Origin of the sequence: Exiguobacterium sp. PHA03 (genome assembly GCF_041945985.1) — a bacterium.
Lineage (GTDB): Bacteria > Bacillota > Bacilli > Exiguobacteriales > Exiguobacteriaceae > Exiguobacterium_A.
Genome location: NZ_JAUTYQ010000001.1, coordinates 1,589,323 through 1,601,886, shown reverse-complemented (window position 1 = coordinate 1,601,886; position 12,564 = coordinate 1,589,323). Strand labels below are relative to the sequence as shown.

Sequence of the window (12,564 nt, the reverse complement as noted above, 5' to 3'; positions counted from 1 at the left end):
GTAAAGAGAGGGATTTTTTAACAAATTGACGGCAAATGGATTGAACTGACGGATAACTAGCTTATAATAAAGAGGAAAACATAGAAGGGGAGGAACGAGACATGAAAGTTTTGAAAGCGCTTCCGGGGAAGCATTGGTTAGCAGAGTATGATGAAACGAACACGTACGACTGGAAAGATGCTGAGCAGTACTTTTCATGGGCGACAACGGGGAAAGTCAACATGGCCTATGAAGCAATCGACCGCCACGCAGAAGGCGAGCGGGCGAACAAGGATGCGCTGATCTATTTCGATGGAATGACGGAACAACGATTCACCTATGCAGACATGAAACGATTGACGAATAAAGCGGCAAACGTATTAGTCGATGCAGGAGTCAAAACGGGTGACCGGATTTTCATCTTCATGCCACGCTCACCAGAACTGTACTTTGCCCTACTTGGTGCACTGAAAGTTGGGGCGATCGTCGGTCCGTTGTTTGAAGCATTCATGGAACAAGCTGTTCGTGATCGTTTAGTTGATTCTGAAGCGAAACTACTCGTGACAACGAAAGCGTTGCTCCCGCGTGTTCCAGTTGGGGAACTGGAATCACTTGAAAAAGTAGTACTCGTTGATGAAGGCGTTGAAGAATCAGAAACATTACTTGATTTCCGAAAAGCGTTCAAGCAAGCATCCGATGTATTCGAACCGGTCTGGTTGGATCGTGAAGACGGATTGATCTTGCACTATACTTCAGGATCGACAGGGAAGCCAAAAGGTGTCCTCCATGTTCAAAATGCGATGATTCAGCATTTAATGACAGGACGTTGGGTACTCGATCTACAAGAAGACGATGTCTACTGGTGCACGGCTGATCCAGGATGGGTCACAGGAACAAGTTACGGTATCTTCGCACCGTTCTTAAATGGGGCAACGAACGTCGTTGTCGGTGGACGTTTCAATCCAGATTTCTGGTATAGTGTTATCGAGAAGTATAACGTAACGGTCTGGTATAGCGCGCCAACTGCTTTCCGGATGTTAATGGGAGCGGGGGCGGACGTCGCGAATCACCATGATCTTTCAAGTCTTCGTCATGTGTTGTCTGTCGGAGAACCATTGAATCCAGAAGTTATTCGTTGGGGAAAAGAAGCATTTGACCAACGCATTCATGATACATGGTGGATGACAGAAACGGGCGCGATGATGATTTGTAACTACAAGTCGATGGACATTAAACCGGGATCGATGGGGAAACCAATTCCAGGAACCCAAGCTGCGATCATTGATGATCAAGGAAACGAGTTACCACCGTTCCGGATGGGTAACCTTGCCTTGAAAACACCGTGGCCATCGATGATGCGTCAAATTTGGAACAATCCACAAAAATATGAATCCTATTTCTTTAAAGGATGGTATGTGTCAGGCGATTCTGCCTATATGGACGATGAAGGCTATTTCTGGTTCCAGGGGCGTGTCGATGACGTCATCATGACGGCTGGAGAACGGGTCGGTCCGTTTGAAGTTGAAAGCCGTCTCGTTGAGCACCCAGCAGTCGCGGAAGCCGGAGTCATCGGGAAACCAGACCCGGTGCGAGGCGAAATCATTAAGGCATTCATTGCCTTACGTGATGGTTATGAGCCAACGGATGAATTAAAACAAGAAATCCAAGCATTCGTCAAGGAAGGTCTAGCTGCTCACGCGGCCCCAAGAGAAATTGATTTCCGAGATAAGTTGCCGAAGACACGAAGTGGTAAAATCATGCGCCGTGTCCTGAAAGCATGGGAGTTGAACTTGGAAACGGGCGATTTATCGACGATGGAGGATTGAACATGAAAAAAGGATGAATCACCGAAACAGGTGATTCATCCTTTTTGTTAGTTTTCAGAAGCAGCATCTTTTTTCTTTTCATCTTGTTTCTTTTGTTGCTCTTGCTGTTTCTTCGCATCTGCCTCTTTTTTCTTAGCGTCCGCTTCGGCTTTCTTTTTTGCATCGGCTTCAGCTTTTGCTTTTGCTTTTGCATCAGCTTCGGCTTTTGCGTCGGCTTTTGCTTTTGCATCCGCTTCGGCTTTTGCATCCGCTTCGGCTTTTGCTTTTGCATCGGCAGCACGTTTTGCGTCATCTGCTGCTTTTTTCTTTGCCTCAGCATCTGCTTTTTCTTTAGCTTGATCTTGTTGTTTTTGTTGATCTTCTTTTTTCTGTGCGTCTGCCTCTTTTTTCTTTTCTTCTACTTCTTTCTTTTTCTTCGCTTCGGCTTTTTTCTTTGCTTCTTCGGCTTTTTTCTTCTTATCTTCTTCTTTGAAGCGACCACTGTTTTGGAAGTCATTTGCTGTTACAGAAGATGGTTGCGTGAAGCGGGCGCCAGATTTGAAGTAACTGCTGTTCGCACCATACGATGCATTCGCCATCTGTGACCAGAGCGTCTGCGTACGTTGGTAGTACGTTGACGGACCGATGAGTGAGTTGTTCTGGTCGTGTCCTGTCCAGACGGCAAGGGTTACACCAGGAGTAGAACCAACAAGATAAGAGTCTTTGACATCGTTGGTCGTACCCGTCTTACCGGCCCAATCTCCCGGTACGTTCAATCTAGCTTTAGCGAACGTCGCTGTACCTTTCGTGAAGACACCACGCATCATATCAAGTGTCAGGTAAGCTGTTCGTGGTTCATAGATCCGTTTTTTCTTCGGTTTTGCTTTATAGATATCTTTTCCGTCTTTCGTGATTTTCGAGATGATGTACGGTTGGACGAATTCACCATAGTTGGCAAGTGTCGCGTAAGCACCTGCAAGTTCGACAGGTGTGATTTCCATCGTTCCGAGTGCCGCAGAAGGGGCATAACGGATCGCATCAGGTACTTCAACTCCCATATCGACGAGTTTTTGAATCGAATTCGACATGTTCATCTTCTCGTAAATCTTAACGGCCGGTACGTTCAATGATAGTTCTAATGCCGTACGAACCGTTACATTACCACGGTAACGTCCACCTTCGTTCTTGATCGGACGATCGCCAGGTTGACGTGGTACAGTCTGGTAGTAGTACTCTTCATCATTAACGGTAGACCCTGGTGTGATCAAGCGATTTTCAATCCCGTTCGAGTAAACGAGGATTGGTTTTGCCGTTGACCCGATTTGACGTTTGGCTTGGAATGCCCGGTTGAAATCGTCAGCTTTTCCATCCATATACCGTCCGCCGACGAATCCGAGGATACGTCCCGTTTCATTTTGAACCATGACTGCTGCTGTTTCTTCTGGATCCTGTTTCGAAACGCTTTTTTTCGTTTTTGGATCGACGACTTGTTTGTATTGCATGCTTCCTGGGAAGTTCGCACTGTTCTTCGCAGGTTGTTGCATCGCTTCATGAATTTTTTTATCAAGTGTCAAGTGAACTTTGTAGCCGCCTTGGCGCAGTGCAACAAGTGCTTGATCTTGATAGTTGGCACGCACTTCTGCCAGTTCAGACGGTTTCACTTCATCTTCTTTCACGCCATCTTGTTTCATCAGATACTTCGTCATGATTTTCGTCGCTTCACGTTCGGCTAAATCGTAGACATACGGATACGTATCACGAGAACGTTTTGATTGTTTCGCGAAATCTTTCGTAATATCATGCTTGATTGCTTTTTCGTACTGTTCCTTCGTGATGTTTTTTGCGACATACATCCGCTTCAATACTGTTTTCATCCGGTTGACGCTTGGCGTCAAGTCCTTTTTGACAACGCCACCTTGAAGGTAAGGGGTGTAGTAATAAGGGTTTTTAGGAATCCCAGCGAGAAAAGCTGCTTGTGGTAACGTCAGTTTTTTCGCGGATTTGTTGAAAACTCCTTGTGATGCAGCCTCGATCCCAGCGATGTTACGACCGAGTGAATTGCGACCGAATGAGACGACATTCAAGTACGCTTGTAAAATTTCATCTTTTGACATCGCGTTTTCAAGGCGCAATGCTAAAAGAATTTCTTTCGCTTTCCGTTCGAATGAGACTTCGTTCGTCAAGATTTGGTTTTTGATTAATTGTTGTGTTAGCGTACTTCCGCCTGTGCGCGACGCAGAATTCGTTAGTTCTTGTAGAACTGCTCGTAATGTCGCTTTTGGAACGACACCATCGTGTTGATAGAAGTCTACATCTTCCGTTGATAAAAGCGCATCGATCAAGTAAGGAGAAATCTTCTTGATATCGACAGGCTGACGTTCTTCATCTGTTGAGATGTTCGTCAGCTTTTCACCACTTCCCCAATAAATTTGGCTTGTGACGGCATAGCTGTTGACTTGTTGTTTCATCTCAGTCAATGGTGGTGCTTTTGTGTCCTTGACGAGCGAAGCGAAATAGCCGCCCGCTGCACCAACAGAAAAACTACCGACGAGTAAGACAGCTATGATGAGGAACAAAATGATGTTCCATGAAACATCATATGTGATATTTGACCAGTGCCGAACGGCTTTCGTCCGGGGATGATTCCAAAACTTGAACCAGTTCTCGCGCATAAATGATCTCCTTTGCATCTTAAACTTAGGTGTAAATTAATATTAAATCACAGATAGACGTATTATACCATAAATCTACTAATGAAATCGGACTTGACAGCGGATTCGCCTTCGACGTATCATGAAACCATCTTATTTTCGTATATTGCGCTAAACCATGATCGGAATATAGTAGTAAGTCACTCCCTGTGACAGAGACCTAGTGGTGCTGCGAACTAGGACACAGTGAACTTATGAATTACGCTTCCAGGAGTTTCTTGAGAAATCAAGCGGTCCGTCCCGTTATCGACGAACCAAGTGGTCCTTTTACACAAAAGGACAATTAGGGTGGTACCACGGAATATTCCGTCCCTTCGTTTTAGACGAAGGGACGGTTTTTTTTGTTAATAGTGAACTTTAGGAGGAGAAACAATGACGTTATTAGAGGATTTAGAATTTCGCGGGTTAATTAACCAAATGACAGATGAAGAAGGGCTGAAAACATTACTCGAGAATCCGACGACGCTTTACACAGGCTTCGATCCAACAGCAGATTCACTTCACATCGGACACTTGTTGCCGATTTTAGTCTTAAAACGATTCCAACAAGCGGGTCACCATGTCGTAGGTCTCGTTGGAGGGGCAACTGGGATGATTGGGGATCCGAGTGGTCGTGCAACGGAACGGTCATTGAACACATCGGATATCGTCGAAGAGTTCGCGAATCGGATTAAAGATCAACTGTCACGTTTCTTACCACTTGAAGGTGAAAACCCGGTCACGATCGCCAATAACTTAGACTGGACGAAAGATTTGACAATCATCGATTTCTTACGTGATATCGGAAAACACTTCCCGGTCAGCTACATGCTTGCGAAGGACTCTGTTGATTCACGTCTTCAAAACGGTATCTCATTCACTGAGTTCTCATACATGTTACTTCAATCGTTTGACTTCTTGAAACTTTACGAAGACAAAGGATGCCGTCTTCAAGTAGGAGGTAGTGATCAGTGGGGGAACATCACAGCAGGAATGGAGCTGATTCGTCGTGCTGGTCATGAAGAAAAAGCATTTGGATTGACAGTACCGCTCGTTACGAAAGCGGATGGTCAGAAATTCGGTAAGACAGCAGGTGGTGCGGTCTGGTTAGATGCTGATAAAACGTCACCGTACGAGTTCTACCAGTTCTGGTTCAATGTAGACGATCTCGACGTCATCAAGTTCTTGAAATACTTCACGTTCTTGACGCACGAAGAACTCGATGCACTTGCAGAAGAAGTCAAGGCAGCACCAGAGAAGCGCGTCGCACAACGTCGTCTTGCAGAAGAAATGACGGTTCTCGTCCACGGTGAAGAAGGTCTGACACAAGCACAACGTATTACGACGGCACTCTTTAGCGGAGATATTAAATCGTTGCAAGTCGAAGATATCGAAGATGCCTTCAAAGGCATGCCACGCTTTACACTCGGCGAATCAAACAACCTCGTCGACGTGCTCGTTGAGGCGAAGATTAGTCCGTCAAAACGTCAGGCACGTGAAGACGTCACGAACGGTGCGATCTACCTCAACGGAGAACGCGAGCAAGACTTAACGAAAGAAATCACTGAATCAGATGCAATCGGTCGCTTTACGATCGTACGTCGCGGAAAGAAAAAATACTTCGTCGTCGAGCATGCTTGATGATAAACGAAACGCTCCCTGCACATAGATGCAGAGAGCGTTTTTTAAGCTGTCCGGAATAAGCGAAGTGGCAACAAGCGAACGGCGATCGTCGTGGCAATGACGGCTTTGATCGTATCCCATAAGACGAAAGGATAGTTGATCGCAAAAGCATCTTTGAACGACAGATCGAGTACAGCCATCAGACCGAATGTTCCGAGCAAGTAGACTAAACCAAGTCCGAAGACGATCATCCCGATGAAGAGGGGGACGAAACGACGTGTTTTTTCAGCGATGAGACCGATGAAGAATCCGGCAATCGGAAAGGCGATCAAATACCCAACAGTTGGTCCGACGAATGGAGCAAGTCCACCTTTTCCGCCGAGAACAGGGAGACCAGCAGCTGCGAGCAATAAGAAGATCAAGACAGCAAGTCCACCGCGTTTTCCACCGAGAATGGCACTGACCGTCATGATTGCGAGCATCTGAAGTGTGATCGGAACGGCGCCGACCAGTTGGATCTGCGGCAAAGAGCTGACGGCTGCGATGATGGCAGCACCAAGGGCGATGAACGTTAAATCTCTTGTTTTCATGAATAAAGTCCTCTTTTCTATTTGTGTTAACTATGTATGTTTATAGGTTAACACAAATAAATAATTGGCGTCACTCTTTTTTTAAGACCAGGTATACATTTTCATGATATGTACAAAAAAAGCACCCACCGAAGTGAGTGCTGGAACAATCGATTAACGTGAGTAGTACTCGACGACGAGTTGTTCTTGGATTTGATCGTTCAATTCAGAACGCTCAGGAAGACGGACGAACGTTCCTTCGAGCTTCTCAGCATCGAAAGTAACGAAGTCTTTAGTTGCTGGAGCAACTTCGAGTGCTTCTTTGATAACGACAAAGTTCTTCGATTTTTCGCGAACTGAGATCGTTTGACCTGGTTTCACGCGGAACGACGGGATGTCGACGCGAGCGCCATCAACTTGGATGTGACCGTGGTTGACGAGCTGACGAGCAGCACGACGTGTACGAGCCATACCCATACGGTAAACGACGTTATCAAGACGTGTTTCAAGTAAGAACATGAAGTTCTCACCGTGAATACCAGGCATTTTGCCAGCATCGTTGAACATACGGTTGAATTGGCGTTCGTTTACTCCGTACATGTGACGAAGCGTTTGCTTCGCTTGAAGTTGAAGACCGTACTCAGACATTTTACGACGGCTGTTACCGTGTTGTCCCGGAGCGTACGGACGTTTTGCGATTTCTTTTCCTGTTTCAGTAAGTGAGATACCGAGACGACGTGAAAGTTTCCAAGCTGGACCTGTATAGCGAGCCATAATAAGACTCCTCCTTAGTGTTCGTTATTATTTGCATAAAAATAATAACGCCATCAAACCCACGTTACGCCCATTTCATGATGTGGCACCCTCGCTTGATAGCAAAGTTACACGATGCCCCTCCGGTTATTCACCGAGTCATGAAATGTGATACGTAAGCGATTTGACCGCTATCGTTATCATTTCTGCACTTTTACAAGTATACGGTGTGGACAATCGACTGTCAATCAGAATTACAGATGACGAAGTAGTGTCGTACAGAATGCTTCTAAACCAGCTTGGTCGACTTCATCGAAACGGTTGAATTCTGGGCTGTCGATATCGAGGACGCCGATCGTTTGTCCGTCTTTGACGAGTGGAATGACGATTTCAGAATTCGATGCCGCGTCACATGCGATATGACCTGGGAATTGATGAACGTCTTCGATCCGTTGTGTCGTTTGTTCTGCTGCGGACGTTCCGCAAACACCACGACCGAATGGAATACGGACGCATGCTGGAAGTCCTTGGAATGGTCCGAGGACGAGTTGGTTTTGCTCGGTATCCGTCAAATAGAAGCCGACCCAGTTGATACGGTCGAGGAATTGGTTGAGTAACGCGCTCGCATTCGATAAGTTCGCGACTTGATTGTCTTCTCCCATTAATAACGCATCGAGTTGTTTTGACAGCATGTCATATTGTTTCGTCCGGTCACCTTCATATGTCTTTGTTTCGAACATAATAAAATTCCTCCCGTGAAAAGCGTATTTTTTTTAGTTTAACGAGTTTTCGTGTAGCTGACAAACAATTGATTTTTGGACAAAGGATTCAAAACAGCGGAAGAAATCAGGAAAAGCCTCTGTAAATCTATGCAAAACGGTTGCGCTATACTATTATAAGGATAAGATTATTGCGATTTAGAGAAAATCTAAAGTCGTACGACAGAGTGGAGGTCGTGACAAATGTGGGCATGGGTGATCGGAGTCATCGTCATCGTATTACTCGTCATGCTATTCAGCATGATCAGTCGAAAAAAATACTACACGAAAATCGATGAACTTGATATGCGCAAACAAGGCATCGTCAGTGCATCGATTCCAAAGGAGTTGCAGGACTTAAAGCAACTACCGATGGCGGGTGAGACGGAGACGAAGTTCAGCTCCTGGCATCAAGCGTGGGAAGAGTTGTTAACGGTCCACGTCGCTCAAATCGATGAAACCCTTTACCGAGCGGAAGAAGCGCTCGATAAATACCGGTTCATCGCCGTCAAGAATGACCTTGAAGTAACGGAACAATTGATTGCGGAACTCGAAGGATTGATCGATGAGATGCTCGTCGAGATGTCGACGTTCAAAACGAATCAATCGGTTCTAGCAGAGTTGAAAGCGCAAGGGGAAGCTGATTCTGGGCAAGTTCGGAAATCGTTATTGATCCAAGCGAACTCATTCGGTCCGGCGCTCGCGCGTCTGGAAGAACGAAGTGAACAAATCAACGCGCACTGGAATGAGATGTGTCAATACGAAGCTTCGGGTGAAGTGACGAAGGCGTACGAAACAAGCTTGTTGCTTGAGCAAGAAGTAGCGACGACGCGTCAGCTTGTTGAACTCGTGCCGAAACAATGGAAGATTCTCGCACATGAATTGCGTCAACGGATTGATCAGCTCGGAGCGGGTTATAAGGAAATGTCGTTAGATGGGTATCCGCTTGAACCACTCGGTCTTCAATCCGAGATCAAACGGTTCGAGGAACAACGTCTGAGCCTTTCTGAAAAAATCGAGATGCTTGAAGTCGATGGTTTAGAAGAAGCGATTCAACAGTTATCAGCCGACGTTGATCAAATGTATGATACGTTCCGTCGTGAAGTTGATGCACGTCATCAAGTGAAAAAAGAAAATCAATCCTTGAAACAAAAAGCATTACGGATGCGCGAACGGATTCATCAATTGGCGCAAGAGTTCAGTATCTTACGTGAAAAGTATGAAATCTCAGCAGATCTTGGAATTCACTACGAAACGATCCAGCGTGACGAAGAGCTACTATTTGAAGCAGCAAAAGATCTCGATGAGTCGATTGCTGGGAAAATCATTCCGTTCAGTATGCTCGAAGATCAAATGCGCGATGCGATTCGCTTAGAGGAACAGTTGATGATTCAGTACGAACGCTTTACGGTCGAACTTCAAGCGCTTCGAAAAGAAGAGACAGAAGTGCGCGAACGGATCGTCGAATGGCGTCATCAGCTCTCGCAAACACGTCTTCGTCTGAAACGACTTGGATTACCGAACTTACCAACGGAAGTTGAAGAAGCACTACGTAATGCGAATCGTTCGCTACAGACGCTTGAGACACGGCTCGAAGAGTTACCGTTTAATGTCCGATCGATCGTTGCACAAAGCCAAGACGTCCAAGAAACGTTTAAACATGTGCAAGAACGGTTAGATACATTAGTGTTCGAAGTCACGTATGCCGAACGGCTCGTCCAGTATGCGAACCGATACCGTCGCCACGACAATGAGATACATATGTCGCTGACGATCGCGGAAACGAAGTTCTTAGCGGGAGACTATGAACGTACGATCGTCTTAGCGGAACGTGTCCTAAATGAATACGATCCGGACGCGATCGAACGCATTAAACGATCGTGTGCACCAGAGGAAACGTTGCACGTTTAAATCAGGATCGACAATTCAGGGTGACCGTCATGGTCACCCTATTTTTGTAAAAAGAGGAGTGAGTAGAATGGGAACACTATACGTAAACGGATTGATTCGAACGATGGCACATGAAGAGGACGTCCATTCAGCGATGTTCGTCGAGAAGACGCGGATCATCGCAATGGGGGAGGAAGGAAAACTACGTCGACGTTTCGGTAGACGTATCGATCAGATTCAAGACTTGAACGGAAAAGCTGTTTATCCAGCCTTCACAGACGCACATATTCATCTGATTGGCTACGGGGAAGCGATCAACCGTGTCGATGCCTCGCGTTATACGACGCTTGAAGCATTAGGACAAGCTTTCCTCAAGGCAGAACCAATCAATGGGATTCACGTGGCGGAAGGATATGACGAAACGAAACTTGACCGTGCGCCGACAAAAGCATGGCTGAATCAGTTGTTCCCGGACGCTCCCGCCTTATTAAAACGGACAGACCGGCATACCGCACTTGTCAACGATGTTTTATTCCAACAGCTCGGCTATAAAGCATCGACTGTCATCGATGGTGGAAAGATCGGCTTATCGGATAACGGCGAAGCTGACGGATTTTTGTACGATGCGGCGCTTGAACCTTTGTATGCGTTACAAGCTGGAAACTTAGAGCGAAACAAATCGTCACTCCGATCAGCAATCAAGAGTTTGTATCAATACGGCATCATTGCGGCACACACAGAAGATTTATCGTATCACGGAGATGTCGCGGAAATCCTCCAAGCATATAAAGAAGTGACAGAAGAGACAGGCTTCCATACACATCTACTCGTTCATCATCTTGTCATCGATGAGTTCGTGCAACAGCAACCAATTTTGCCATCAACGATGTCAATTGGTGCGATGAAACTATTCGTCGACGGCGCACTCGGAGGACGGACAGCTCTTCTCGGTCGTGGTTATTCTGATGATCCGACGACACGTGGTATCGAAGTGCATACACCAGAACAACTCGAACAACTCGTCAAGCGTGCACGTAGTTACGGGTTTACAGTTGCGGCACATGTCATCGGTGATTTAGCGATTGAACGATTCGTACAGGCGCTCGAGAAATATCCAGCACCAAAAGGCAAGCGGGATCGGATCATTCATGCGACGGTCGTTCGACCAGAAACACTTGCACGAATTCGGAAGTTACCGGTCTTGATTGACGTTCAACCGGTCTTTTTACTGGATGACGCAGACTTTATCGTCGATCGACTCGGATTGAACCGCTTAGACTGGAGTTATCGTTTACGTTCGTTAGCTGAGACCGGCGCATTATTATGCGGTGGGGCAGATGCGCCGATCTCTGACCCCGATGTCCGGCGTTCCCTGTATGCAGCGACGGAAGGAACAGCGGGACGTGTCAATAAGGCGAATGAGACGTTATCGATGTACGAAGCCTTGTTACTCTTTACGAAAAATCCACATCTCGCGACCGAGACACATGGACGCAAAGGATTACTCCTACCAGGATACGATGCCGATTTCGTCATCTTTGAAGAAGACTTCTATCGCTTGCGTGGTGAAGCCATCTTGAATAACCGTTTAGTGGAGACTGTCCAAGCTGGTAAAATCGTCTATCAGGCAGAAGCAGCCTTAGTTTGATGTTGCTTCTGCATAGTGCGAAATAGCTTCTGAATAAAAAGAAGATAGTCCAGGTGCATACGTATCGTAATAAGCGCGAAACCGTTCGTCGGACACGTACATCTGACCGAGTGACTCAAAAATAGATAACTCACATGGGTAATAGTACGTATCGATGAAGTCATGTTGTTCCTTGACGACCTGTTGAACGTCCGGGTCAGATGCCGCACGTCCGTCGCGGTAAAGGATCGTCAAGCGTTGATCGAGTTGTTTGTGCATGGCGCTAAGTCTTTCTTTCTCATTTGGGGTACGTTGTTTTTGTCTTTTTGCACTGATTCGATATGCGTCGGTGTCACCGTAGTGTTCCTCGACTTCCTCTGCATGTTGTTTTTCGTGCATGACGATCTCTTCGTGACGTAAACCGCGGAATAATTGTTCATCTTTCATGGGGAGTCCTCCTATTAAAGTGAGTAATGTTTGTTCAGCGAGTTGAGCGAGCATCTGATAATGCGAAGCTTTTTCTTGAAGTAGTACAATTTGTTTTTTCAATATCGTGTGATGACTGGAGTCAGATTGTGTAAGTAATCTTTGGATTTCTGACAGCGGAAAATCAAGAGAGCGATAGAGAAGGATTTGTTGTAAACGTAAAAGATCCTCACTGCTATAATATCGGTGACCGGCATCGTTGCGCTTTGGCACAAGGAGACCGAACGTCTCATAATGATAAAGCGTTCGTTTTGTGACGCCGGTAAGTTTGGCGATTTCCTGAGTGGAATACATCATCTGTGTACCTCCTTTGATTGGAGTATAAGGGGTGACGTAACGGAAGACGCAATAAAAAAATCTGCCCTGAGGAGGCAGATTTTTTTA

General features: G+C 46.1%; 9 protein-coding genes and 1 other annotated feature. Of the genes, 4 read left to right on the top strand and 5 right to left on the bottom strand.

The genetic code is table 11. The annotated features are described in order from the left end of the window. Positions 1–101: 101 nt before the first annotated feature. Positions 102–1,805 carry an acetate--CoA ligase gene (acsA, locus tag Q7C19_RS08430; protein ID WP_056062704.1) on the top strand — a complete coding sequence of 568 codons (1,704 nt, stop codon included), beginning with the start codon at positions 102–104 and terminating at the stop codon, positions 1,803–1,805. 47 nt (positions 1,806–1,852) lie between these two features. Here acsA and Q7C19_RS08425 read toward each other — a convergent pair whose 3' ends face one another. After that, on the bottom strand, positions 1,853–4,456 hold the full coding sequence (locus tag Q7C19_RS08425; protein WP_375091946.1) for a transglycosylase domain-containing protein: 2,604 nt from the start codon (positions 4,454–4,456) through the stop codon (positions 1,853–1,855). A 148-nt stretch (positions 4,457–4,604) separates the two neighbouring features. Next, positions 4,605–4,812, top strand: a binding site (T-box leader). A 55-nt stretch (positions 4,813–4,867) separates the two neighbouring features. On the opposite strand from Q7C19_RS08425, the gene tyrS reads away from it, so the two are divergent. Further along, the gene (tyrS, locus tag Q7C19_RS08420) at positions 4,868–6,115 is read left to right on the top strand and encodes a tyrosine--tRNA ligase (RefSeq protein WP_035406219.1); all 1,248 of its coding nucleotides are present in this window, start codon (positions 4,868–4,870) and stop codon (positions 6,113–6,115) included. Positions 6,116–6,159: 44 nt separating this feature from the next. On the opposite strand, the gene Q7C19_RS08415 is transcribed toward tyrS, so the two are convergent. From Q7C19_RS08415 to Q7C19_RS08405, 3 genes are all read right to left on the bottom strand, one after another. Next, positions 6,160–6,687 (bottom strand): biotin transporter BioY, encoded by a 528-nt coding sequence (locus Q7C19_RS08415; RefSeq protein WP_290752056.1) that lies wholly within the window; start codon positions 6,685–6,687, stop codon positions 6,160–6,162. 153 nt (positions 6,688–6,840) lie between these two features. Beyond that, positions 6,841–7,440 (bottom strand): 30S ribosomal protein S4, encoded by a 600-nt coding sequence (gene rpsD, locus Q7C19_RS08410; protein ID WP_035406229.1) that lies wholly within the window; start codon positions 7,438–7,440, stop codon positions 6,841–6,843. A gap of 233 nt (positions 7,441–7,673) precedes the next feature. After that, positions 7,674–8,159 (bottom strand): GAF domain-containing protein, encoded by a 486-nt coding sequence (locus Q7C19_RS08405; RefSeq protein ID WP_023469058.1) that lies wholly within the window; start codon positions 8,157–8,159, stop codon positions 7,674–7,676. Between the two features lie 222 nt (positions 8,160–8,381). Here Q7C19_RS08405 and ezrA point away from each other — a divergent pair, with 222 nt between their 5' ends. Both ezrA and Q7C19_RS08395 read left to right on the top strand, forming a co-directional pair. After that, entirely contained in the window at positions 8,382–10,088 is a 1,707-nt protein-coding gene (gene ezrA / locus Q7C19_RS08400) for a septation ring formation regulator EzrA (RefSeq protein ID WP_290752050.1), read from the top strand. Positions 10,089–10,155: 67 nt separating this feature from the next. Then, positions 10,156–11,715, top strand: coding sequence for an amidohydrolase (locus tag Q7C19_RS08395; RefSeq protein WP_375091945.1), 1,560 nt, complete (start codon positions 10,156–10,158; stop codon positions 11,713–11,715). Here the strand turns inward: Q7C19_RS08395 and Q7C19_RS08390 are convergent. Then, positions 11,707–12,477, bottom strand: a complete 771-nt coding sequence (locus Q7C19_RS08390) for a MerR family transcriptional regulator (protein WP_290772137.1) — start codon at positions 12,475–12,477, stop codon at positions 11,707–11,709. The two genes, Q7C19_RS08395 and Q7C19_RS08390, sit on opposite strands and share 9 nt — an antisense overlap. Positions 12,478–12,564 lie beyond the last annotated feature (87 nt).

Coding starts and splice junctions, on each gene's coding strand:
- rpsD (WP_035406229.1), bottom strand. CDS start 7,440: ATGGCTCGCTATACAGGTCCAGCTTGGAAACTTTCACGTCGTCTCGGT.
- Q7C19_RS08405 (WP_023469058.1), bottom strand. CDS start 8,159: ATGTTCGAAACAAAGACATATGAAGGTGACCGGACGAAACAATATGAC.
- Q7C19_RS08425 (WP_375091946.1), bottom strand. CDS start 4,456: ATGCGCGAGAACTGGTTCAAGTTTTGGAATCATCCCCGGACGAAAGCC.
- Q7C19_RS08395 (WP_375091945.1), top strand. CDS start 10,156: ATGGGAACACTATACGTAAACGGATTGATTCGAACGATGGCACATGAA.
- acsA (WP_056062704.1), top strand. CDS start 102: ATGAAAGTTTTGAAAGCGCTTCCGGGGAAGCATTGGTTAGCAGAGTAT.
- tyrS (WP_035406219.1), top strand. CDS start 4,868: ATGACGTTATTAGAGGATTTAGAATTTCGCGGGTTAATTAACCAAATG.
- Q7C19_RS08390 (WP_290772137.1), bottom strand. CDS start 12,477: ATGATGTATTCCACTCAGGAAATCGCCAAACTTACCGGCGTCACAAAA.
- ezrA (WP_290752050.1), top strand. CDS start 8,382: ATGTGGGCATGGGTGATCGGAGTCATCGTCATCGTATTACTCGTCATG.
- Q7C19_RS08415 (WP_290752056.1), bottom strand. CDS start 6,687: ATGAAAACAAGAGATTTAACGTTCATCGCCCTTGGTGCTGCCATCATC.